The organism is Paenibacillus sp. Y859 (genome assembly GCF_056786405.1).
Window position 1 is genome coordinate 264,743 of the sequence record NZ_JBXCIZ010000005.1, and the last position, 24,157, is coordinate 288,899.

Annotated in this window: 22 protein-coding genes and 4 pseudogenes; 21 read left to right on the top strand and 5 right to left on the bottom strand. The window is 41.6% G+C overall.

All coding sequences use genetic code 11. The annotated features are described in order from the left end of the window. The first annotated feature begins 67 nt into the window (after window positions 1-67). The 6 genes from AC1TO8_RS13820 (at window position 68) to groL (ending at window position 4,659) form a co-directional block, all read left to right on the top strand. Window positions 68-685 carry a 5-formyltetrahydrofolate cyclo-ligase gene (locus AC1TO8_RS13820; protein ID WP_482056204.1) on the top strand — a complete coding sequence of 206 codons (618 nt, stop codon included), beginning with the start codon at window positions 68-70 and terminating at the stop codon, window positions 683-685. Window positions 686-725: 40 nt separating this feature from the next. After that, entirely contained in the window at window positions 726-1,211 is a 486-nt protein-coding gene (locus AC1TO8_RS13825; protein WP_482056205.1) for a MogA/MoaB family molybdenum cofactor biosynthesis protein, read from the top strand. 162 nt (window positions 1,212-1,373) lie between these two features. Further along, window positions 1,374-1,595 (top strand): twin-arginine translocase TatA/TatE family subunit, encoded by a 222-nt coding sequence (locus AC1TO8_RS13830; RefSeq protein ID WP_482056206.1) that lies wholly within the window; start codon window positions 1,374-1,376, stop codon window positions 1,593-1,595. 92 nt (window positions 1,596-1,687) lie between these two features. Continuing rightward, complete coding sequence (gene tatC / locus AC1TO8_RS13835) at window positions 1,688-2,461, top strand: twin-arginine translocase subunit TatC (protein WP_482056207.1); 774 nt, start codon at window positions 1,688-1,690, stop codon at window positions 2,459-2,461. Between the two features lie 224 nt (window positions 2,462-2,685). Continuing rightward, window positions 2,686-2,967 (top strand): co-chaperone GroES, encoded by a 282-nt coding sequence (gene groES / locus AC1TO8_RS13840; protein WP_482056208.1) that lies wholly within the window; start codon window positions 2,686-2,688, stop codon window positions 2,965-2,967. Window positions 2,968-3,030: 63 nt separating this feature from the next. Continuing rightward, entirely contained in the window at window positions 3,031-4,659 is a 1,629-nt protein-coding gene (groL, locus tag AC1TO8_RS13845; RefSeq protein WP_482056209.1) for a chaperonin GroEL, read from the top strand. Window positions 4,660-4,882: 223 nt separating this feature from the next. On the opposite strand, the gene AC1TO8_RS13850 is transcribed toward groL, so the two are convergent. The 4 genes from AC1TO8_RS13850 to AC1TO8_RS13865 form a co-directional block, all read right to left on the bottom strand. Next, complete coding sequence (locus AC1TO8_RS13850) at window positions 4,883-5,035, bottom strand: hypothetical protein (RefSeq protein ID WP_482056210.1); 153 nt, start codon at window positions 5,033-5,035, stop codon at window positions 4,883-4,885. After that, the gene (locus tag AC1TO8_RS13855; RefSeq protein ID WP_482056211.1) at window positions 4,999-5,592 is read right to left on the bottom strand and encodes a hypothetical protein; all 594 of its coding nucleotides are present in this window, start codon (window positions 5,590-5,592) and stop codon (window positions 4,999-5,001) included. The genes AC1TO8_RS13850 and AC1TO8_RS13855 overlap by 37 nt, the downstream gene beginning before the upstream one ends. Window positions 5,593-5,594: 2 nt before the next feature. Then, a complete protein-coding gene (locus tag AC1TO8_RS13860) occupies window positions 5,595-5,894 on the bottom strand; it encodes an Arm DNA-binding domain-containing protein (RefSeq protein ID WP_482056262.1) in 300 nt (99 codons plus the stop codon). 422 nt (window positions 5,895-6,316) lie between these two features. After that, window positions 6,317-6,472 (bottom strand): hypothetical protein, encoded by a 156-nt coding sequence (locus AC1TO8_RS13865; protein ID WP_482056212.1) that lies wholly within the window; start codon window positions 6,470-6,472, stop codon window positions 6,317-6,319. 222 nt (window positions 6,473-6,694) lie between these two features. Between AC1TO8_RS13865 and AC1TO8_RS13870 the strand changes: the two genes are divergently transcribed. The 11 genes and pseudogenes from AC1TO8_RS13870 (at window position 6,695) to AC1TO8_RS13920 (ending at window position 17,733) form a co-directional block, all read left to right on the top strand. Continuing rightward, window positions 6,695-6,988 (top strand): phage tail protein, encoded by a 294-nt coding sequence (locus tag AC1TO8_RS13870; RefSeq protein ID WP_482056267.1) that lies wholly within the window; start codon window positions 6,695-6,697, stop codon window positions 6,986-6,988. Then, window positions 6,915-7,076, top strand: a pseudogene (locus AC1TO8_RS13875) (hypothetical protein); the annotation flags it as partial. The gene AC1TO8_RS13870 and the pseudogene AC1TO8_RS13875, both read left to right, overlap by 74 nt. 195 nt (window positions 7,077-7,271) lie before the next feature. Further along, window positions 7,272-10,952 carry a putative Ig domain-containing protein gene (locus AC1TO8_RS13880; RefSeq protein WP_482056213.1) on the top strand — a complete coding sequence of 1,227 codons (3,681 nt, stop codon included), beginning with the start codon at window positions 7,272-7,274 and terminating at the stop codon, window positions 10,950-10,952. A 352-nt stretch (window positions 10,953-11,304) separates the two neighbouring features. Next, a pseudogene (locus AC1TO8_RS13885) lies at window positions 11,305-11,517 on the top strand (hypothetical protein); the annotation flags it as partial. 395 nt (window positions 11,518-11,912) lie between these two features. Then, window positions 11,913-12,632, top strand: a complete 720-nt coding sequence (locus AC1TO8_RS13890; RefSeq protein WP_482056214.1) for a lantibiotic protection ABC transporter ATP-binding protein — start codon at window positions 11,913-11,915, stop codon at window positions 12,630-12,632. Further along, a complete protein-coding gene (locus tag AC1TO8_RS13895) occupies window positions 12,629-13,387 on the top strand; it encodes a lantibiotic immunity ABC transporter MutE/EpiE family permease subunit (RefSeq protein ID WP_482056215.1) in 759 nt (252 codons plus the stop codon). Before AC1TO8_RS13890 ends, AC1TO8_RS13895 begins: the two co-directional genes overlap by 4 nt. Beyond that, complete coding sequence (locus AC1TO8_RS13900) at window positions 13,388-14,110, top strand: lantibiotic immunity ABC transporter MutG family permease subunit (protein WP_482056216.1); 723 nt, start codon at window positions 13,388-13,390, stop codon at window positions 14,108-14,110. A gap of 13 nt (window positions 14,111-14,123) precedes the next feature. After that, window positions 14,124-14,786 (top strand): response regulator transcription factor, encoded by a 663-nt coding sequence (locus AC1TO8_RS13905; protein WP_482056217.1) that lies wholly within the window; start codon window positions 14,124-14,126, stop codon window positions 14,784-14,786. After that, window positions 14,777-16,150 carry a sensor histidine kinase gene (locus tag AC1TO8_RS13910; protein WP_482056218.1) on the top strand — a complete coding sequence of 458 codons (1,374 nt, stop codon included), beginning with the start codon at window positions 14,777-14,779 and terminating at the stop codon, window positions 16,148-16,150. The genes AC1TO8_RS13905 and AC1TO8_RS13910 overlap by 10 nt, the downstream gene beginning before the upstream one ends. A gap of 49 nt (window positions 16,151-16,199) precedes the next feature. Beyond that, on the top strand, window positions 16,200-16,403 hold the full coding sequence (locus AC1TO8_RS13915; protein ID WP_482056219.1) for a hypothetical protein: 204 nt from the start codon (window positions 16,200-16,202) through the stop codon (window positions 16,401-16,403). A gap of 607 nt (window positions 16,404-17,010) precedes the next feature. After that, window positions 17,011-17,733, top strand: a complete 723-nt coding sequence (locus tag AC1TO8_RS13920) for a dihydropteridine reductase (protein ID WP_482056220.1) — start codon at window positions 17,011-17,013, stop codon at window positions 17,731-17,733. 186 nt (window positions 17,734-17,919) lie between these two features. Here the strand turns inward: AC1TO8_RS13920 and AC1TO8_RS13925 are convergent. After that, a pseudogene (locus AC1TO8_RS13925) lies at window positions 17,920-18,433 on the bottom strand (tRNA dihydrouridine synthase); the annotation flags it as partial. Between the two features lie 131 nt (window positions 18,434-18,564). Between AC1TO8_RS13925 and AC1TO8_RS13930 the strand changes: the two are divergent. The 4 genes and pseudogenes from AC1TO8_RS13930 to AC1TO8_RS13945 form a co-directional block, all read left to right on the top strand. Then, window positions 18,565-18,984: pseudogene (locus tag AC1TO8_RS13930) on the top strand (recombinase family protein); the annotation flags it as partial. A gap of 180 nt (window positions 18,985-19,164) precedes the next feature. Further along, window positions 19,165-19,617 (top strand): nucleoside deaminase, encoded by a 453-nt coding sequence (locus AC1TO8_RS13935; RefSeq protein ID WP_482056221.1) that lies wholly within the window; start codon window positions 19,165-19,167, stop codon window positions 19,615-19,617. Between the two features lie 444 nt (window positions 19,618-20,061). Then, window positions 20,062-20,532, top strand: a complete 471-nt coding sequence (locus AC1TO8_RS13940) for a DinB family protein (protein WP_482056222.1) — start codon at window positions 20,062-20,064, stop codon at window positions 20,530-20,532. Window positions 20,533-21,165: 633 nt separating this feature from the next. Next, window positions 21,166-24,147: a hypothetical protein gene (locus AC1TO8_RS13945; protein ID WP_482056223.1), complete on the top strand. Its 2,982-nt coding sequence runs from the start codon at window positions 21,166-21,168 to the stop codon at window positions 24,145-24,147. Window positions 24,148-24,157: the final 10 nt, after the last annotated feature.

Genomic DNA, 24,157 nt, shown 5'->3' on the forward strand with positions numbered 1-24,157 from the left:
TGTCAAGTTATATGGGTCAGAACCTGACTTTTTGAACAACCTCATTGAAGAAGGCAGTTGCATACGAATGAATGGAAATAAATCTCCATTATCTATCGATAAAACAACGATGCGTTTAAAGTTGACAGAGGCGCGAAATGAACTATCCGAGAAAGAGCGCGAACAGTGGTCTAACGAGGCCGTTGGGTATATTATAGAAGAATTCGAAACTTTGGAAATTAGGAACTTTCTAGTGTACATACCTTTTCGCTCAGAACTGAATACGAGACTTTTAATTGAATGGGGCTGGAACAAGGGAGTGGAAGTGCTCGTTCCAAGATGTGATCCCAGTGATTACTCTATGGAGATGTATCGCCTTCGAAATTGGAATGAGCTTGCTCCAGGTGCCTATGGTATAGAGGAACCCGACCCCATACGTACTACTGCTGTAGGATATCAATTTGTCCCGGAGGCTATTGTCCTTCCAGGTCTTGCATTTGATAGGGTTGGAGGAAGATTAGGTTACGGGAGCGGATACTATGACCGACTCTATGAGCGGTTACAACTATCGATTGAGGCTGCTAAGCCTCCCATCTTGATTGGGCTTGGCTACAACATGCAGGTCGTGGACAAGGTGCCAATGGATGAACATGATGTAGCGCTCAACATGCTCGTCACTGAGAAAGGTATTGTGGATTGTAAATAAATAGAAGTAATTTATTTCAATGGACAGGTGGGGTGATCATATGGTGTGGAAAACTGCGATCTTAACAGCCAGCGACAAGGGAGCTAGAGGAGAACGCGAAGATACAAGTGCCCAGGTCATCCGGGAGTTGGTAGAAGAGGAATTGGGTGGGGAGATTGTGGAATACCGAATTGTGCCCGATGAACAAGATGAAATCATGGCATCACTCATTGAACTAACGGATTATTTCAAGGCAGATTTGATTCTGACAACGGGTGGGACGGAGCTAGCTATTCGAGATGTAACTCCAGAGGCGACGAGTCTGGTTATTGAGCGCGAAGTACCTGGAATGTCGGAAGCGATGCGTAGTGCTTGGATGGAACGGAATCGGGCAGCTATGCTATTTCGAGGGATTTGTGGCATAAGGGGTCGAACATTGATTGTTAATCTACCAGGTACCCCTAGAGGTGTACATGAATGTTTAGCAGCACTAATGGATCAGCTCCCTGAAGCGCTACTGATGGTAACAGGTCAATATCGTCAATAAGTCTATCTAATTCCTATAGATTGTGCTCCAAAATCATTGTGTTTATGTGATTTATGTTATGGTATAATAATTTCATTAGGCACTATGTTGGAATGTTGAATGACATCAGTTCTATTAGATTACCATTGGAGTTAAATGGTTTACAATAAGGAGGTATATGTTATGGGAATTGGAACACCAGGAATTGTTCTGCTTGTCATATTAGCGCTGTTGCTGTTCGGACCTCATAAATTACCGGAACTAGGTCGTGCTGTTGGTCGGACATTCCGTGAGTTTAAAGCAGGAGCACGTGACATTATGGAAGATCCGATCAAGTCGAATAGCGATGTCCAACAAACGGATGCAACACGTAATGATCAGGACAATAAGCGTCTTCCAGAATAGGTTTTCAAAGGATATTCGTAAGCCTTGAATCCCTTCCTCGTGGGGAGGGATTTTGTTCTGTCCAAAATTGCTTAGGGATCAGAGGTGGTAACATGTCAGAAGTGCGTGATGAAATGTCTATATTCGAACATTTAGGTGAGCTACGTAAGCGGATTATTTACGTATTGATCATTTTTATTGCCGGTCTTATTATTGGCTTATTTCTCGCTGGTCCGATCTATCAATACTTAGTGAATGCAGATCATGCTAAGGATTATGTGCTTAATGCGTTCTCCTTCTGGGACGGTATTGGTATTTATATGAAAATAGCAATGGCTGTTTCATTGGTTCTATCCATCCCCATGATTGTGTATCAATTATGGTCCTTTGTTAGTCCAGGTTTAAGGGAAGTGGAACGGAAGGCATCCCTGAGATATGTACCGTATGTATTCATTCTATTCTTAGTGGGTCTAACGTTCGCGTATTGTATTGTATTTCCGATGGCTTTATCTTTTAGTAGAGCAGTTACTGCAAGTATGGGACTTACGGAAACGTACGGAATTACACAATACTTTAGTTTTATGTTTGCACTCGTTATTCCTTTAGCACTATTATTTGAGTTACCTGTTCTGATCATGTTCCTTACCAAGATTAGAATTTTAAATCCTCTTCGTTTACGAAAAATGCGCAAGATTTCTTACTTTGTACTCGTATTCGTTGCCGTTGTTATTACTCCTCCAGATTTCATCTCTGATTTTCTTGTGGCAATTCCACTCGTTGCACTATATGAGTTCAGTGTGTTTCTGTCGTCTCTTATATACCGTAAACAATTAGCAGCGGATGCGGCAATAGAGGCGAGGTACTCACAATCGACCGATAAAATATAATGACGATACACCTAATTAAGGCATAATTAGGGGATGAATGGATAGAATGAAAGAGATCACACAACTTTTTTTGAGAAAATGAGCAAAGGGACTTGAAAAAAGTGCCCAAGTTGAGTATCATAAAAATTGGTTGTTAGCACTGATGCTTGTCGAGTGCTAATACATATTTCGACAGATGTTACTGCATAACAACATACTATATTATTTTAAGGAGGCTATTTTTCATGATCAAACCATTAGGTGACCGCGTATTGGTAGAACCAATTGAGCAAGAAGAAACAACGGCATTTGGGATTGTCCTTCCAGACTCCTCTAAAGAAAAGCCGCAAGAAGGCAAAGTTATCGCTGTAGGAAAAGGTGCGGTAAAAGATGGAGTGCATGTTGCTCTTGAAGTAAAAGAAGGCGACAAGGTACTTTTCTCTAAATACGCTGGAACAGAAATCAAATATGAAGGTAAAGAATATTTGATTATGAAAGAAAGCGACATCCATGCAATATTAGGCTAATTTAGCTAAAACATACGAAGTGAAAAACAGTAATTTATAATTTAAAGGGAGGTTTATATCACGATGGCAAAAGATATTAAATTCAGTGAAGACGCTCGTCGTTCCATGCTCCGCGGTGTGGATGCTTTGGCAAATGCAGTAAAAGTTACATTGGGACCAAAAGGACGTAACGTAGTTCTTGAGAAGAAATTCGGTAGCCCGCTTATTACCAATGATGGTGTAACGATTGCTAAAGAAATCGAACTAGAAGACGCTTTCGAGAACATGGGTGCTCAACTTGTTAAGGAAGTAGCTACGAAGACGAATGATGTAGCCGGTGACGGAACAACTACAGCAACTGTTCTTGCTCAAGCTATGATCCGCGAAGGTCTTAAGAACGTAACTGCTGGTGCTAATCCAATGGTTATTCGTAAAGGGATCGAGAAAGCAGTTAAAGCTGCTGTTATCGAATTGAAGAACATTGCTAAACCAATCGAAGGCAAACAATCTATTGCACAAGTTGCATCGATTTCTGCTGGTGATGATGAAGTTGGCGAATTGATCGCTGAAGCAATGGAAAAAGTGGGTAATGACGGTGTTATTACTGTTGAAGAATCCCGCGGATTCGCAACTGAAATGGAAGTCGTGGAAGGTATGCAATTCGACCGCGGTTACATTTCTCCATACATGATTACAGATACGGATAAAATGGAAGCTATTCTTGAAAATCCATACATCCTAATTACAGATAAGAAAATTACGAACACACAAGAAATCTTGCCATTGCTTGAGAAAATCGTGCAACAAGCTAGACCACTTGTATTGATTACTGAAGATATCGAAGGCGAAGCACTAGCTATGCTGGTAGTTAACAAATTGCGTGGTACATTCAACGCAGTTGCTGTTAAAGCACCAGGATTCGGTGACCGTCGTAAAGCTATGCTTCAAGATATTGCTGCATTGACTGGCGGACAAGTGATTACAGAAGAACTTGGTCTTGATCTGAAAACGGCAACGATTGAACAATTAGGTACTGCACGTCAAGTGCGTGTTACGAAAGAAAACACAATCGTCGTAGATGGTGCTGGTAACAAAGCTGATATCGATGCTCGTGTGAACCAAATTAGAGCTCAATTGGAAGATACAACTTCCGAGTTCGACAAAGAGAAATTGCAAGAGCGTCTGGCTAAATTGTCCGGTGGCGTAGCAGTTATCAAAGTCGGAGCTGCAACTGAAACAGAACTTAAAGAACGCAAACTACGCATCGAAGATGCCCTGAATGCAACTCGCGCTGCGGTTGAAGAAGGTATCGTATCTGGTGGTGGTACTGCACTCGTTAACGTATATAATGCAGTAAATGCTATTGATGTAGAAGGTGACGAAAGAACTGGCGTGAACATTGTATTGCGCGCTCTTGAGGAACCAATCCGCACAATCGCAGCAAATGCTGGTCAAGAGGGTTCCGTTATCGTGGATCGCTTGAAGAAAGAAGCTATCGGCATTGGCTACAACGCTGCTACCGATGAGTGGGTGAACATGTTCGAAGCTGGGATCGTTGACCCTGCTAAAGTAACTCGTTCCGCATTGCAAAACGCTGCATCTGTAGCTGCAATGTTCTTGACTACTGAAGCGGTAATCGCTGATAAGCCAGAACCAGAAAAACCAGGTATGCCTGATATGGGCGGCATGGGTGGAATGGGCGGCATGATGTAATAAGAGCTGCAAAGCCTTGTGGGGCAAGGGTTTCTCCTCGGGGCAACACTGATTGCCCACATTGTGTAAAATGAAGACACTTTAGAGTGATGGAAATTGCTCTAAGGTGTCTTTTGTTTTTAAGAAAAGGAGGAGACACTGATTTGGATATTGTTGGACGGCAGGAGATGCTTCATTGTAGAAATATAAATACTGTCCTAAACTTCCTAGGACAGTATTTATATTAAACACCTTTCATCAGATCACTGAACTTTTGTGATGCTTCTTTCTTCATTGATTTTGTTATGTGGAGATACATACGCTTTGTGATTTCTTCGTTCTGGTGCCCTAATCTTTCCATTATTTCATGAATGCCGACTCCGGCCTCAGCAAGCAACGAAGTATGCGTATGACGTAGACTATGAGGAGAATTAGTGTCTCATTCAATCCAGCGAGCCTTAGAAGTCTTCTCATGCGGTTTTGGCTCGTTTTAATGAAATCAGAATAGCCCATATCCTTCTCTGTTTTGGCAAATACGAAATCTTGATCGTAATACACATCTCGATGGAGCATCTTAAGCTCGTTTTGATGAGCTTTTAGCTTTTCTAGCTCTTTAACTACCAGTGGGTCTAGCTCGATGGTTCGTTTCGATGTGCTTGTCTTAGGTGTCAGCAAATGATACTCAGTTGCTCGATTAGTTGGATTATAATAAGTTTTCGTTACTGACAACGCATGTTCCTTTAATTCTAAATCTTTCTTTTTTATTGCGCAGAGGTATTTTACTTTATTTTCTTCCGCTTCAATTTCCTCAACTGTTTTCTGGGGGCGAGGCAACTTTGCATATTGTGTTGGTTCGTTTTTGATAATTTCTAACTCTATTGCCTTGGTAAATAGCATTTGTCCTGTGGAATGAACGCCGGCAATCGTATTTAACGCAAAGCCGCGCTCATACAAGTCTAGCAGGCCTTTTGATAAGCTTTCCGGGTAATGCTCTTCACCTGATGATTTTGAAAATAATCGAGCAATCGAGATGCTTCATGCTTTCGAACACGTACGGTACTAATTTTGACAGTGGCTTCACAGAGCTTCAGCCATTCTTCAACTAAAGTGGAGAATAACATCTCCTTTTCTGCTATGTAGGTTTCCTCCGCAAGCTCCGTATGCATCACCTCGCATGCAGCTTGAGCCTCCTTCTTAGTCTTAAACCCGCCCAATTGTCTTTGGATTCGTTTACCCGTGAGTGGATCTCGACCGATATCAAGGGTGAATGACCAGGTCGCATCACACTATTGTAAATCACATATTAATAAACTTTGAAAATAGCATTTTATCCAAACCTCACGCGATAAAAAAGCCAAGCACAGCGCACCTTCTGAACTAGGCTGGAAATCATTCGGCGACTACAGAAGAAACGGATATTGGTTTGACGCTGGGGCAGCTTGAGGATGTTCAATAGCATTTGCCCTGAGGGAGAACAAGGCGGCGAAGTCGTCAAATTGGCGCAAACTTGTTTAGGTGCCCCATACAGTCAGCCGATGCTAACCGAAGACACAGCGATTTATTACCGTCGATGCTCGAATAAAACTAAAACGTCTTTATCACAATAGGATGAATATCAGGAGACGAGCCTGTAGGCTCGCATCCTGAATGAGATTATGATGCTCGTGGGTGGAGCGTCTTATTTGATATTGACTCCAGCGCTTGCGTAGCCTTGTATCGTAGTGGCGACGTCAAGTCCGGCAGTTACGGTAGCTGTGTACACGAGCAGAAGTCGTGCGTTGGCTGCAACGGGTATGTTTAATCCGGTAGTTATTCCATGGGATTGAGTACCCATTGCCAATATTTTGTGCGAATGCAATTGACATCTGCGATGAAGTCAAGTCGCAAGGTTACACGGGCAGAAAAGCGAATGGATCAACTGACAAAAAGTAGATCATCTTGTTTGCCCTACTCAACGACAATGAACTGACCAGAGAAGAATGGAAAATTCAAAATGCGATTTGTTTTGATATAAATAAAGGGTAATGTAATCTGAATTACAAAATTCCACTTCGTTTTGATATATAATAAAAGAAATCACAAGCAAGATTGCTTGCACACCAAAAACCAACAGCAAGAACTTCCTTCGACGGCGACACATCAGGCGCTAGAAAGCTTGGAAAACGCAGATAAGTCTAAGGCAGAAGGCAATACATGGGCAGTGACCGTGTCAACACGTCCAATATATGCAGATACTGCTAATACTACGATGAATGCGGCAGCTATTGGAACTACGGGTGCCAGTCAAGCTTACAACAACATGCAGCCATATATTGCTGTTTCATTTTGTATTGCGCTGCAAGGAATTTAACCGTCAAGAAATTAGGAGGTGTAGTCATGGATCCATATGTAGGAGAAAATTATTTGCTGGAAATTATGCACCGGTAGTCTGGGCACTATGCAATGGGCAAATAAAGAATATTCAACAAATGCTGCTTTATACAGTGTTATAGGCAATAGTTATGGTGGAGAATTATTGCAATTGGAAGGTGTATTTCCGCCGAAGCAGTAGTTTCTGAAAACTGCCTTGTAGTTTTACTTTCAAGGAAATTTTCATGTTGTAATCCTATTAAATGGTTAGGTGGTAAAAATGCATGAAGAATAAAATTGGTATTCATATTTTTCTATCGATCGTTTTAATTTTTTCTTTATTTCTAGTTTTCCCATCTCGTATGGAGGCAGCCTCAGATGTGTTGAATCCGACAGATTTTGATCCTAGACTTGAAATTAATTATGCAGCGTCAGTGAACACTGCGCCTAATTTGCAGACGATAGGCAACGAGTACGTGAACGAAGGAGATCTCCTAACGTTTAAAGCAACAGCATCAGATGCGGAGGGAGATACATTAACGTACAGTTTGGGTAACGCTCCGACAGGAGCAAGTATTAACTCTACGACGGGTGTATTCAGATGGACGCCAACGGAAGAGCAGGGACCAGATAGCTTTATAATTAAAGTAATCGTAAGTGATGGAGCATTAACAGATGAAGAGGAAATCATAGTTACGGTCAATGAGGTAAATGAGGCACCAGTACTTGGTGCAATAGGAAACAAAACAGTAGATGAAGAAACACTACTTACCTTTACAGCAACAGCAACAGATGCAGATCTGCCAGCGAATACGTTGACGTACAGCCTAGTAGGAGCGCCGTCAGGAGCGAGCATTAATCCAATAACAGGTGTGTTTACATGGACACCAACGGAAGCACAGGGTCCGGGAAGCTACACCCTTGAAGTCATTGTTAGCGATGGAGTGCTTAGCGACAGCGAGGAAATTACCATTACGGTTAACGAGACTAATGCAGCCCCAATACTTGGTGCCATCGGTAATAAGACGGTGAACGAAGGAAGTGAGCTAGCCTTTACGGCAAAAGCGACAGATGCAGATTCGGCTATCTTGACGTACAGCTTAGTTGACGCTCCGATAGGAGCAAGCATCAATGCTACGACGGGTGTATTCACATGGATACCAAGTGAAGCGCAAGGTCCGTCTAGCTATACGTTTACGGTTCACGTAAGTGATGGAACTTTAACAGATGAAGAAGAAATTACGATTACGGTGAATGAAGTGAATATAGCACCAGTGTTAGTTCCAATAGGCAACAAGTCGGTTAATGAAGACAGTCCGTTAACGTTTACAGCAACGGCAACAGATACAGACCTGCCAGCGAATACGCTGACGTATAGCCTGGTTGATGCGCCAACAGGAGCAGGCATCAACGCTACGACAGGTGTGTTCACATGGACCCCAACGGAAGCGCAAGGTCCCGGAAGCTTTGTACTTAAAGTTGTCGTAAGTGATGGCGCGCTAAGTGATGAAGAGGAAATCACGGTTACGGTCAACGAGGTCAACACTGCACCCGTACTTGCAGCGATTGGAGACAAAACGGTAGATGAAGAAACGCTGCTTACGTTTACAGCAACGGCAACGGATGTTGACATGCCAGCGAATACGCTGACGTACAGTTTAGTTGATGCACCGACAGGAGCAAGCATCAACGCTACGACGGGCGTATTCACATGGACGCCAACGGAAGCGCAGGGTCCGGGAAGCTATACGTTCAGAGTTCATGTAAGTGATGGTTTGTTAACTGATGAAGAGCAAATCACCGTTACGGTTAACGAAGTAAATACGGCGCCATTGCTTGCTGCAATCGGCGACAAAACGATAGATGAAGGAAGTCAGCTTACGTTTACGGCAACGGCGACAGACTCGGATTCGGCTATCTTGACATACAGCCTAGTAGGAGCGCCGACAGGGGCAAGTATTAACGCTGTAACTGGTGAGTTTACATGGACACCAACGGAAGCACAAGGCCCGTCTAGCCATACGTTTACAGTTCATGTAAGTGATGGAGCATTAACAGATGAAGAGGAAATTACGGTTACAGTAAATGAAGTGAATGTAGCTCCAATGCTTGCGTCAATCGGCAACAAAACGATAGATGAAGGAAGTCAGTTAACGTTTACGGCAGTGGGAACAGATGCAGATCTGCCAGCGAATACGCTGACGTACAGACTGGTTGATGCGCCGACAGGAGCAAGCATTAACGCTACGACTGGTGTGTTTACATGGACGCCAACGGAAGCACAAAGTCCCGGCATCTTCACATTTAAAGTAGTCGTGAGTGATGGTTTGCTAAGTGATGAAGAGGAAATTACGGTTACGGTTAACGAAGTGAACACAGCACCAGTACTAGCTGCAATCGGAGACAAAACGGTAGATGAAGAAACGCTGCTTACCTTTACGGCAACGGCAACAGATACAGACCTGCCAGCGAATACACTAACGTACAGTTTAGTTAATGCACCGACAGGAGCTAGTATTAATTCAGCGACAGGCGTATTTACATGGACACCAACGGAAGCACAAGGTCCCGGAAGCTACACCTTTGAAGTTGTTGTTAGCGATGGAGTGCTTAGTGACAGCGAGGAAATTACGGTTACCGTTAACGAAGTGAATGCGGCACCTGTAAAAGCAGTGTATACTGATGTCGGTCTACCTGAGCCCTCAGGAAATGCAGTTCATGTATTAGTTAACGGGAAGGTTGTGGACGCAGGTACTGCAACGATTTCTGAAATAAATGGACAAAAAGTGATTACAGTTGCAGTACATGATCAAAAGTTGATGCAACGGTTAGAAGAGGAAGGTAAGCAAGCAGTCATTACGATTCCTGTTACAACAGATAGTAATGTCGTTATTGGTGAGATTAATGGGCGTATAATTAAAAACATGGAAAAGCAGCAAGCGATTATTGTACTACAAACGAATAATGCTTCATACACGATATCAGCAGAACAAATTGATATTACAGCAATTTCTTCTCAGCTTGGAGCAAATGTGGCATTAGAGGATATGAAATTGTTAATCGAAATTGCTGAACCGCTCAAGGACATGTTGAAAATTGTCGAAGCTGCAGTTAATCGTGAAGGGTTAACACAAGTTGCTCCACCGCTTAACTTCAAGGTTAGCGTGGAGTATGACGGGCGTACAGTAGAGATATTGCGATTCAACGCCTATGTTGAGCGTACGATAGCTATTCCAGAAGGGACCGATCCGAACCAAATAACAACGGGTATAGTTGTAGAACCAGATGGCTCAGTTAGACATATACCGACTCAAATTACTAAAGTCGGTGACAGATATTATGCGGTCATTCAAAGCTTGACCAATAGTACTTACTCTGTTGTCTGGAATCCGTTATCATTTATTGATGTCGAGAATCATTGGGCGAAGGCAGCAGTCAATAATATGGGATCTAGGATGGTTGTAAACGGAACAGGAAATGGGATGTATCATCCTGATCAGGATATTACTAGAGCCGAGTTCGCTGCTATTATTGTTCGTGGGCTAGGACTGAGTTTATCACAAGGAAATAGTTTATTCACAGACGTAGGTACAACAGCTTGGTACCGCAGTGCAGTTCAGACTGCATATGAATATGATCTAATTAATGGATTTGAAGATGGAACTTTCCGTCCGAATGATAAAATTACGCGTGAGCAAGCAATGTTAATTGTGTCTAAAGCGATGATAATTACAGGGCTAAAAGAAAGTGCAACAAATCAATCCAATCTCGATGTAATTCGTTCATTTTCTGATGCTAGCACTGTATCTGAATGGGCGCTGGATGGCGTTGCAGACAGCGTGAGCTCAGGTATCATTTCAGGCAGAAATAATAACTTGTTAGTACCTAAAGCTAACATTACTAGAGCAGAAGTAGCAATGATTATACAAAGGCAACTTCAAATTTCCGATCTGATTAAAAAATAAAGTAAACAACAGCATCTGTTGCGGCTATGTTCTTGACAACTGAAGCGGTAATCGCTGATAAGCCAGAAAAAGATAAGCCAGGCATGCCTGATATGGGCGGCATGGGTGGAATGGGTGGAATGATGTGATGAAATCATTATCGAAGTAATTCGATGATGAGCGACCGCGCTTAAGCGGTAGATTTCATCGTCGATGGAGCAGAAAAACGCTCCGTGCGTAATCAGGCTGAGAAGCCTGTAATGCAAAAATGAGAGACCTTTCATGAGTTCATTGAACTTTTGGGAGGTCTCTCATTATTTTTGATGTAGTCGTATTGATTTCGCAAACATTTCGACGTAAAATCTAAATTCACGGAGCTGGCGGGAAAGTGATGCGCCGCATTGGACGCTCCAAACCAAAACGGATCGTCTATGTATCATGCAATCCTGACACACTCGCAACGGACATAACTGAATTGCTGCCATTCGGCTACACGCTTCAATCCGTGCAACCTGTCGACCTGTTCCCGCATACTGTGCATGTGAACTGTGAGATCAAACAACAGAAAAGCGATACTTATTTATAAAGCATCTCCTCTCTGATCAAAAAACTTTGTCGTACATGGAGTTGTATGCTAACAATTGCTAACGCGATCAAGTTAAAATCGTTAACTAATGTGCAAGATGTTACAGATTGAAATTTGAAAAAAGCTGATATATCGCACATTTAGGACACACCGTTAACGATGTTACAGCTTTTCATCTTATGGGCGGCATGATGTAATAAGGGAAGCCCCTTAATACATCAATGCTTTTCGACTAACCAATGCAATTTCCTTGTTGTGAATAAAGTAAGCCTCTCGTCAGTGTTTGTACTGATGAGGGGCTTTTTATTTGGTGATTTTTAATGACAATCAATAGATCTTGATAAATTCTTGAAATCTTTTTGCTAATATCGATTCCAGAGAAGGAGTGAGGCAAAATGAATCAAGATTTTTTAGTAATGACAAAGGATCTAACTAGATTGTTTAAGAAAGAAAAAGCGGTGAATCAGCTATCTTTGCAAGTACGTAAAAATAGCATCTATGGCCTGCTTGGCCCTAATGGAGCGGGAAAAACAACGACGTTGAAAATGCTGACTGGCTTGATTAAGCCAACGTCAGGTGAAATTATGTTTGGAGGCCACCTTTGGAGCCGTAAGGATTTGAACCAAATCGGTTCATTGATTGAGCAAGCTCCGCTGTACGGAAATTTGACGGCTAGAGAAAATTTGCAGGTACACACGACTTTGTTAGGCTTGCCTAGACGAAGGATCGATGAAGTATTGGAAATCGTTGATTTAACACAGACAGGTAGCAAAAGGGTGGGGCATTTCTCTATGGGAATGAAGCAGCGGCTTGGGATTGCGATCGCCTTATTGAATCATCCGAGGTTGCTTATTCTTGATGAACCAACGAATGGTCTTGATCCAATTGGGATTCAAGAATTGCGTGAACTGATCAAGTCCTTTCCAAATCAGGGCATTACGGTCATTTTATCGAGCCATATGCTATCCGAAGTTCAGCATGTTGCTGATGATATTGGTATCGTAAGTCACGGTATTTTGGGTTATCAAGGTAAGGTCTCTCATGAGGAGGATCTGGAGGGACTGTTCATGAGCGTTGTCTCTGAGAATCAGCAGAAGGTGAGGCAGAATTTATGAAGCGATACTTATTATCCGAGCATTTGAAGACAAGACGAACGACGCTGCGGAAAATGATGATTTTCATCCCGATTCTGTGTACTTTGGTTGCATACGGCTTCAGCTCTATGGGAGGTCCGCAAGTTATAAAATGGACGCTGTTGACGATGATGAATCACTGGGCACTGATGTGGATGCCAGCCTTAATTGCTTTACTGGTTGGGCTGAATCATAATCTTGAGCAAAGATCGACGGAATATAAGACGATTTTCAGTTTTGCGATCGACCTGAAAATAAGCTGGTTTTCTAAAAATGCACTGCTCGCAATCTATAGTTTATTTTCAACTTTACTGCTTGGATGTTTCCTTTTTCTGCTCGGCTTAACAGGAGTATTTAATGCGGAGTTAGCCACGATTATGAATATTGTCGCGGCACTATTTCTCTGTTGGCTGTTGACGTTGTGGCAGATCCCTTTTTATCTGTGGCTGGTTAGAAAAGTGAACTTCTTTATTCTGATGATTGTTAACTGCATGCTTGGTGTCGGTCTAGGAGCTATCTCAGCTCCAGAAAAATGGTGGTGGGCCAACCCATGGGGGTGGTCATTGCGGCTGGAGGCCTGTCTATTGAAGCTTCATCCTAATGGAATTCCTCTCCCAGAAAACAGTCCTCTGCTTGACAGATCTGTTCTCCCGGTTGGAATTATACTAAGCCTGATGTTGTTAGGTATTATATTGTATTTAACTAGTCAGAGCTTTAAGCGTGGAGAGGTACTGTAAATGAACAGATTCTGGTGTAGTTATAAAGCTGAATTTATAAAGCAAAAGCATAGCTTGTTTTTCTGGTTGCATGTGGGGATACCGATCATACTGGTGATCATGCTTGATTTATTGTATGTTGGCAGAATAGGTGCTCTTGAGGCTAGCTACTTGTTTAGAGTTTTATTTGAATTGGTGGGGTTCTCCTATCCTTTAGTCATCGCCGTTATATGCGGTCTTATAACCAATCAGGAGGAGCAGGCTGGACAGTTTCAGATCATGTTGGGGAAGGGTTCTAGTAAGGTTGCTAGTTATTTGGGTCAGTTGGGTATGCTGCTTACGATGGGATTATTCTCGCTTGTACTCGCTGTAGTCGGTTTTGCAGCATCCGCGAGATGGATGCTTGGAGTACAGGGGATAGACTATAGCTCTGTTCTTCGTACAAGTGGGCTTATGTTCATTAGCGTTATATTTATGTACTGCTTGTCCTTAGTGCTCGGTTATTTATTCGGGATCGGGATTTGTAGCCTGGTTGGATTTCTAGGCATGATCGTGGCCGCTTTGGCAGAAACCAATTTGGGTGATATGGTCTGGATCTATCTGCCATGGGCTTGGGCGATCCGAATCGGAAATGGAGCAGCGATTCAGAGCGGTTTGATCTGGATGGGAACGATGACCTTCTGTATACTTGTGATTAGTATGCTCTGGTTTCGTAATTGGGAAGGACGACGTTTGACAGGATAATTGAGGTGAATAGATGGCCAGAATATTGGCGATAGATGACAATTTGAGCATTCTGAAGATTATCAAAAGTGCATTACAATTGAAGGCCCATGAGGTAACAGTGCTGGAATCAGTCAGGGGTGTAGCGATTGAGGATTTCTGTGGGTATGATTTAATTTTACTCGATGTCATGATGCCAGAAGTAGATGGCTTTGAGCTATGCCGGAAAATTCGGGATAGCGTTGATTGCCCTATCCTATTTCTGACGGCGAAAACGGAGGAAGCAGCTATCGTGCAGGGGTTGATGTCGGGCGGCGATGATTATATCACCAAGCCGTTTGGCATTATGGAGCTGAATGCCCGGATTGAGGCTCATTTGCGTAGGGAAAATCGGGACAAACACACGCATAAGGCGGCCTCAGGTGATATTTTATTTGATTTTGATAAGAAGGAAGTTCGCGTGAAGGGCGAATTGCTGGATTTCACCAAAAACGAATATTTGATCAGTGAGTATCTGATGACTCATCGCGGCAAGGTGTATACGAAAGAGGAGATTTTCGAAGCGGTGTATGATTATGATAGTGATACGCAAATTAAGGTTATCTCCGAGTTTATTCGCGTTATCCGTAAGAAATTTAAGGTATACGATTGTTATCCGATCGAGACGGTCTGGGGCGTGGGCTATATATGGAAGTAAAGACATCTTCATTCCAGACGTATCTATTCAAATTCACCCTGAAAATATCAGTGACATTAGTGGCTATCGGTTTGATTACGGTTCTTGTTCCTACTATTGGATTAATGTTGGGAGTTTTGTATCCGGCTAACTACTCAGAGCGATTAGTTACACAAGCGAAAGAGACGATTCAACTGGCAAAGAGTGTGACACCTGAGATGATTCCCACAGGGTTGCATTATGTCGTTCTCAGTAAGGAGCATCTGGACGTTGTTAGCGGCAATATGAGTCAAACCGAAATCAAGAAGGCCAGAAAGGCGACCGATGGCAATTACATTAGCGGACTAGGCAATGCGGTCTACACTCCGATTGAAAGCTCCGATGAGTACGTCGTGATCCGTTACCGTTTGGCTGTTCAATTTGCAAATCCTATTTTGCGTAAGTTGATCCCTACGCCAGCAGTTGTCTATACTGTTCTGGCTATTGCCTGTTTTTTCGGAGTGTTGTTCGGAAATATTCGTCGGTTCGCCAAATTGATGAGAATCGAGTTCTCCAAGCTCAATACGATTACAGAGCAAATCAAGGTAGAGGAATTGGATTTTGTGGTAGGGACCTCTTCGATTGCGGAGTTTCAACAGGTGATGGAATCTTTGGATAGTTTGCGAACTGCATTACAGAAGTCAATACAAGCCCAGCTTGTGCAAGAAAGAAGCAAGCAGGAGCAAATTAGCGCTCTAGCTCATGATATTAAAATCCCGATTACGATCATTAGAGGCAATGCCGAATTGCTGAGCTTGAGCTCACAGGAAGAAGCGCAAGAAGAGTTTACAAAGGAGATTATCGCTGCATCGCAGCAGGTAGAGCATTATATCAAGCTGCTCGTACAAATGTCACAGAGCGATGAGACGTTTAGTAAGCAGGTTCAGCGGGAACCAATTCAGGATTTTGTACTGGCGATTCAGAAGGATACAGAGGCTATCGCTTTGAACAGAGGGGTATCCTTTATTTTGGATAATCGTATTCCTATTCAAGCGACTTGGGAAGTTGATGTCCATTTAATGCAGCGGGCGTTGATGAACGTTTTGATGAATGGTTTAGACTTTACACCTGCAGGTCTGTCATTAATTTTAACGGCTTATCTTGAAGGGAATATGGTCAGTTTAGAGATTGTGGATGAAGGTCCGGGATTTACAGAAGAAGCGCTCCAAAGAGGAAAGGAGATGTTCTACTCGGGCGATAAGAGCAGAAGCAATACAGGGCATTATGGCATTGGACTCGCTTTTGCTAATAAAGTGCTACAAATTCATAAGGGTACGCTTCAGTTGCACAATGACTTGAATACAGGCGGAAGCCATGTGAAAATTACTGTTCCTTGTCGAACGTGAATGGATTTTTAAAATGAAAAAATGAGATTTTCCAGTATAATCAAAATGAGTGATCGGAACTGGAGTTCTATATGCGACGTTTTGTACTGGGCATCCCAACACATGTGAAAATCGTTATATCGATGAATACAAAACGTCAGAATATAGATTAGAATCAGATTTCAAAGAAGATGAGCAAAGAAAAACGGATTATCATGGTAGGGAGTTGCTTGAGTTGTTGCAGAACGTAGATGATGCATTGATGTCCTACTAGAATAAAATAATAATATTTTCACAGTAGCCAATAAGGGGACAGTTTTGGTTATCCTTCTCAATACTTTACGACGCTATATCATTAATAAGAGGAATGTATGATGGATTCTATCCTTATTTCTTTCTAAATCCGAATAGTCACATACCTGATGGAGTTGGCAGCTATGCAAATGTGGCTTTAGTTATTGTAGGTTTCACTTTTGTGTATTGCATGCTTGGTTTTCTGCTAATAGCAATAAATAGAGTTATTCCGAGAATTAAAAATGCAAAGTACTTTCAAAAGAATAAAAAGGTTATGTGATATGAATTATAAAATAGTATCACCTTATTTAACAATACTAGCTAATATGAGTTTGTTGTTATTCCACAATCGGGCGCGGTAATCGAATAAGATCGTGTCCTCCTTACGAAATTGATAGTGGTTTTGCCGTTCCTGCACTGTATGTGTTAAGGTGAATTGTTTTTTACCCAATCCTTTTGTTTAAATTGACAGTGAATTAAAGTTACATAAATTTACTTAAATAATTAATCTTTTTAATTGAGAATTGTTATCACTTGTTATATACTAGAACGTAACGATACAGATAATTGAGTAAGGAGAATATATAATGCAAATATACTGGACTAAAATAAATAAGATTATTGAAGAAACGCCTGAGGTTAAAACATACTTGCTCGACTGTCCGGAAGGCTTTACATGGGAAGAAGGTTCCCACACCCACTTTGCACTGGAAGGTTTTAATGCCGGAGATAAACCAAACCGTAGTCTAATTCGTCACATGTCAATCTCTACTTTACCGCACGAAAATTCAATCGGTATCACAACTCGCATCAGAGAGCAGTGCTCTGAGTTTAAAACGATTTTAAGAGATCTTGAAGTCGGCAATGAAGTTGCAATATTTAAAACTCATTCGAATATACCGCTTAAAAGAGAAGACAAAAATGTTTACTTGCTGTCATCAGGTGTCGGCCTGGCAACTTTGAGACCGCTTGTACTTGATTATTTCGAACGTGCTGACAACGTCAATCAAATTCATTCCTTGAACATCGATTCATCAAAAGATTTCTTATTCACTAATATTTTTGAATCCGCACCTGACAAGAAGTTCACATCACAGTTTGTCGATAACCGTAAAGACTACTATGAAGAAGTGAAAAGTCTTGCTGCGGACAAGGATGGACTCTTTTATGTTGTCGGCAGCGACGAGTTCCTCGTGCAGAACATTGAAGTACTGCGTGAGCAGGGCATCAAGCCGGAACAGATTATGCTCGACAAGCATGAACAAAAACTGCCTGAGTTTTTATCATATGATTTATCAGTGGATGTATAACTTTATAGATGTGTATATAGGCTGAGAAGTCTGTAGCATCAAGAGTTTCCTTATGAGGAAACTCCGTTTGATCACATAGTGCAAAAATGAGAGACCTTTCATGAGTTCATTGAACTTGTGGGAGGTCTCTCATTGTTTTAATCATGCACAGGTGGGTATGCTTCAATCTAATTCTTGATCTAAAATAGGTATTGGTGAAAATGCCGCGGCCAATCATGACTCCATCAACGCCGTATTGTTCTACTAATTGTAATCCTGTTGCGCGGTCAGGAATGTCTCCATTAATGGTTAACAACGTATTTGGAGAATTTTCATCGCGTAATTTTTTCATTTCAGGGATTAGTTCCCAGTGTGCATCTACTTTACTCATCTCTTTTTTTGTACGAAGGTGAATGGAAAGATTCGCAATATCTTGTTTCAATATATGTCCTAACCAATCGCGGCACTCGTCAATATCATGGTAACCCAATCTTGTCTTAACACTAACTGGTAATCCGCCTACTTTTGCTGCTTGAATAATTTCTGCTGCAACTTCAGGATGTTGTATTAATCCAGCACCCTTTCCATTGGATGCGACGTTTTGTACTGGGCATCCCATGTTTAAATCGATACCACGAAAACCAAGTTTTTCCAGATCAATACTCATCTGTTCAAAATATGAAGGTTTATTACCCCAAATATGAGCGACAATCGGTTGCTCATATTAACTCCTCCTTTGCCATCATACATAGTGTCATTTTTTTTCGTTTGATGCACAGAATCAATTGTGAACGACAGACACATTTTGGTGTCTGTCATCCATCACACTTCATGTTGTTGAATATGTAAGATGATCAATTAGTTGTGACGAAGCTTGACCGTTTCGCCCGCTCCACTATTGACGCCTTAACGACGGTAGAGGAACTATTCAAACGCGGCGTAAAGATACACGTCATGAATATGGGGACGATTGAAGACACGCCCAATGGAAACCTTATTCTTACGATCTTTTCTGCCTTCGCCAAGTTCGAACGCGATCTAATTGTTTCACGGACGCAAGAAGGCAAGGCGATCGCCAAACAACGCGACGACTTCCGCGAAGGTCGTCCGAATAAGTTCAACCGCAAACAAGTCGAACATGCCCTTTCGCTTCTGGTAACACATTCGTATACGCAAGTCGAATCCATGACGGGAATCAGTAAATCGACGTTAGTAGGTGCAAAGCAAAAGAAAGATGCAGGGGCTTCGGAAATCGGCGTTACAAACGATTAGTACCATACATATACGTACAAGGAAGCGGCTCCGTAGCCATCGGCTTTCCCGCATTCTGGCGTCTTTAATTGTTAATTTATTCCATCCAATATATAATTAAGTTAGTGTACAATAGTATGGAAATGTGAACTACATATTATTTATTTTTTGGACGGCAATGGTCAGAAGGAGATGATTATAATGATATCAAGTATAGAACATCCCAGCGAAATGATAATGCGAGAATTGATTAAAGATGCATGGGATGACAAAGGAATAGTTGCAGCAGTTATCGACTCACTAGGTAATATAATTGCCAAAGGCGAAACAACAATTTGGAAAGACCACGACCCAACTGCACATGCTGAAATAAATGCTATAAGAAGCGCATGTATGGAACTAAAAACGGATAAACTGTCAGGCTACTGGCTATATTCAACATTTGAACCCTGCCCACTATGCGCTTCAGCAATAATTTGGGCAGGGTTTGAAGGTGTAGTATATGCCAATAACCCTGATTTTAAAGGCAGACAGGAAAATTGGTCATTTATAAAATGCAGGGATGTTATAAAGGCAGGCAGCTATATAAGCGAGGTTAAGGTTATTGAAGATTTTTTGCTCGATGAAATAAAGGATTATTTTTTGGTAAAATAAGCGTTACTCCACAAAATAAGCATGATTGACGGTCAAAGAATGATGATTACTTCCGCTAAATCAGCCCAGATGTTCAAATCATTTTATGACGTGTTAGTGTCGAACAATATACTTTCGGAAACTTTTGCAAAACAAGATTATTCAGAAAGAATTAAGTATCTTGAAAAAATCTCCCTAACTTTATCGTGACGAAATAAAGGTGGGTTGCCGTTTTTTGAAGAACTAATCGGCGTCGGTCTAAATGATCGGCGTCTATAAAGACAAGGGCAAATGCCATTCCAGTTCTATTTTAATGTCTGTACTCCCTGTCAACTCGACTCATGTTGAGTGTGTGGCTTGGTTGGAGCTAGAAGAGGGTAACTCATAATCGGGTCGCACCCAGTTTGAATATAGAGTCCCATTGAGTATACAATAGAAAGAAATACATTCAATGGAGGAAAAAACATGTATCGTAAAGCAGAAGACTTTTTGGCAGATTGGGTGGCATCGGCGGCTGGTACGCTGTCCGTCATGAAAGCGATCACGGATGACAAGATGAACACGGCGATCGTGGAAGGACATAACTCACTGGGCTGGCTGGCTTGGCATTTGGTCGGCACGGCGGGGGGGTTCGGACAGCTTGCCGGATTGAATACTCCCGCTATCGAGCGGGGGGCTCAAGTGCCGGAGCGCATGGGCGAGATCGTGGAGAAATACGAAGCGGTTATTGATGCCTACAATAGCGAAGCAAAAAAATTCACGGATGAAATGATGACTGAAGAAATCAACGTTTTTGGAGGCAAGATGATCAGAGGCAAGTTTTTGCGGATGCTCATCGATCATCAGACGCATCATCGCGGTCAAATGACGGTATTGCTCCGTCAAGCGGGACTGACGGTGCCGGGCGTGATGGGACCGACGAAAGAGATGCAGTAAGCGCTGCTTGTTAACATTAATTCTTAAAAAAGAGGTTTCTCATGAGTTCTAATTGAACTTCATGAGAGGCTTTTTTTCTGTTGCTCAAGATGCCAGCTAAGTGAATAATAATCGTAATCCTTTGAATTTCAAGAAGTTACAAGGTGGGATTATGCCTTAAGTCACTGATAATTGAGGCAGGGCTAGGAACAGGATCTTTAACTGAGATGCTACCGTTCATGCAAGAAATGCATCCGAACCTCAATGATACTGAGTTAGAGCAAATGTACAATAGTTGTCATCAGCAGGAAAATGATAACAGCCATACATCAAGAATGAGGTATAACAATTTTATGTTTTCCGCTGAAACGGATACCGTCCTTAAATGGATAGTATCCGTTTTTATTTGTGTAACGATGTAGAATTGATGAAGAAGTAGTACTCATATCCATGATGGCTTTGAACTGAAGTGCCCTCCAATAGGTATGAAGATATAGATGTACTTAAGTAATGGCTTAAGGAGTTGTTCTGAGATCCAGTGGTTACAATTAACAGCTATTCTGAATATATATAGTAAAGTAACACCAGGCATATCATTGATTTGTTTGAAAGCAGGGTTGATTTATAACGATCAGGTTGTCAGGAGGGATTGCAATGACAGAAGAGCAAGGAGTTAACTCAAATAACTCGAACGAGAAGAGTCTATCCCCACTACCAGCGAAAGCGATCAAAGATGATATGTTAGCTTTGGAAGATTTATATTTAAGGGCTAGGGAAGTAGCTAATGGAATAATGAGCATTGGAATTCAAGAATCAGAGATAAGACAACAGAACAAGCTAGATGAATATGGGATAAGCATTAGCCAATATATAGTTGATCCGACAGGTGTACTAGATAGCTACGGAGGGGTAATATCAGCACTGCAAGCATCTTCTGATGAAATATTCATCTCCAAAGGAGTTTATCTAATAGGGCAAAATATAACCATTCCTGCAAATAAGAAACTAGTATTTGGTCGTAATGCTAGATTAAAACCTGCTAATGGCGTGACGATTACTATTCATGGTACTTGGGTTGCGAGTGATGATGACTGGATATTTGATATGTCATTAGGTGGTGTTATCGGAGGGGATTTCAAAGTTAATGGAATCCGGCCCGAATGGACAGGAGCGAAAGGTGACGGAATTACTGATGATGCAAAAGCATTTAATGATGCTATGACGCTATGTGCAAAAAAAAGAAAAATGCTATTGGGTGCGAAAACGTACAAAGTTAAGTCCACCATAGAAAACAATTCTAGGGGAATAAAAGGTGTCGCAACATATGTAGATAGCGGAAACAGTGGTACTTTAATCTCGTTTGATCCTATGGATACAGAAACTGATTTACTCCCGTGTATAAGGATTTCAAACGCAGGTGTAAATGCGGTGTTTGAAAACTTTAGAGTATCAGGTGTTGTGGGTTATAATTCGCGGTATCTATCTAGATGGGTCGATAAAAGTAAGCTCGAAGCAGGGATCTACGATATGTTTTCTAAGGGTGTTGTTGCTATAGATGTATCTGAGTCAGCTACCCCCATCTTTAAGAATATTTCGACTAAATCGGTAAAAGTTGGACTTTTATTAAATAGTATGAAAGGTCATATAACAAGCTATGATTGTGGTTGGAGTGGCCTAATTGGTGTCTATTGTCGTAGAAACAGTGGTGACTATTTCTTTCAAGGTGGGAATGTAAGTGGTTCATTTTGCGGTATCATGTTGGGTATAATCAACACTTCTAATCATCGTGGCGGAATGTCGGTAAGGATGATTAGAGTTCATATGGGATTTAGTCCATACTGTTTCTATCAAGTTAAAGATACTGATGATTATGACTCACTGCCTAACTGTGTCGGGTTAAACGGTGCGTTTGAATCAGTTCGGTTTGAAATGACGGGTGAAGCATGTATTAAATTATTACCGAAATCCGAATCAAGCGGTCACTATTCAGGAATGGGTTTAAGTTGGTCCCCTATTAACTACACAGACGAGCCGGGCAGATGGCAGTATTCTCTCCCTGATGATTTAATGCTCCCCTCAGATAAACAAAAGTATTGCTTTCATTTTGGTAAAATCTATAACAAGTTAATCATGGATAAATGGGATGCGGGCGGTGCTTATAAATCGCCTTATTCAGCAGGAGCGATAGGGGTGGCCTATTTCGACCATATAGCAACGGATGATGTCATGCTGGATGGACTTGGAAATGACCCAAGTCAGATCACTGTTAGGAGAAAAAAGGAATCCGCGTCAATGACATTAACAACTCCGAGAGCAGTGGAAGATGTGCTACATGCAAAAGCACATAATCCTATAAGCCATGGGCAACTAGCTAAAAATCCTGAATTAGTGTCTAGTTGGACTATAAGTAACGGAGCTATGATATCGATAGTAACTGACATATCACAACTCCCCACGGGATTAAATGCTGAGACTAAGCTATATTTGGGGAATGATGTAAAAATTATAAAAATAACACCTAATGGTATAAATACCCCATCTGTGAATTTATTATCTCTTTCTACTTCCGCAGTAGATACCGAAAGGGACATCTGTTACGAGTATTATATTTTCTGTGAAACACAAACGAAGATGAGAAGCAGACTTCAATTCTCATCGGGCTATCTATATGATCAATCCTATAACATTCCCGCGCTCAAGTGGACAAGAATGCGAAACAGAGGAAATAGAGCAAGTGGGTCTTTTATACAGGTTAGTTTTATGGAATTAAGCAAGACCAATCCAAGCTATATACTTGGGGTAATGGTAAGTTATGACCATACTAACGCTTACTCACCACATCCCCACGCTTATACAAACACTGATTTTGAAATAGCCGATAAAAAGGGATTAATATTAACGGACACTATGGACGGAACCCGGAGTAGGATAAACCTAACAAATGGATCAATACAGTCTGAAAATATGAATATAAAGACAAAGGTATATTCTCCAAACGGCATACCTTATAAAATAACCGTAGCCGATGACGGTACTTTATCAACCTCATTAGATGCTTTGGTTTATGATTCATTTCAGCGAGCTGATAGCGCAACATCTTTAGGAACTGCTAGCACCCTCGGTGGAGCATGGAGCACTATTAACGGAATATGGGGCATATCATCAAATGAGGCTTACTCTGCTACGGCACCAGGGAGTACGGTGAAAGCTATTCTTTCTAGCACGGTAGGGGCTACGAATTATAACATCGGATGTAAGATGAAAGGTCAATTATCAAGTAGCACCAATTATAGTAGACCTGGGATTATGTTTAAATGGATAAATACAGACAATCATTTCTGGGCTGAAATCATAAATAATGCTTTGCAACTATGTAGAAGAATAGCTGCAGTCGAAACTATAGTTTCGACATTATCATTAATCCCAGTAGATGATACTTATTATAAGATGAATGTAACGGTTAACAACAATGTTATATCTGTGTATGTTAATGGTGATTTAAAACTAAGTTATAGACTCACTCCAGCAGATATAGCGGCGGTTGGATCGTCTCAAATCGTTGGGTTGAGATACCGTGGTGGTGGCACGCCTTCTACTCCAGCAAGATTCAATAATTTTGTAGTTGAACAAATTTAAACTTTTGGCT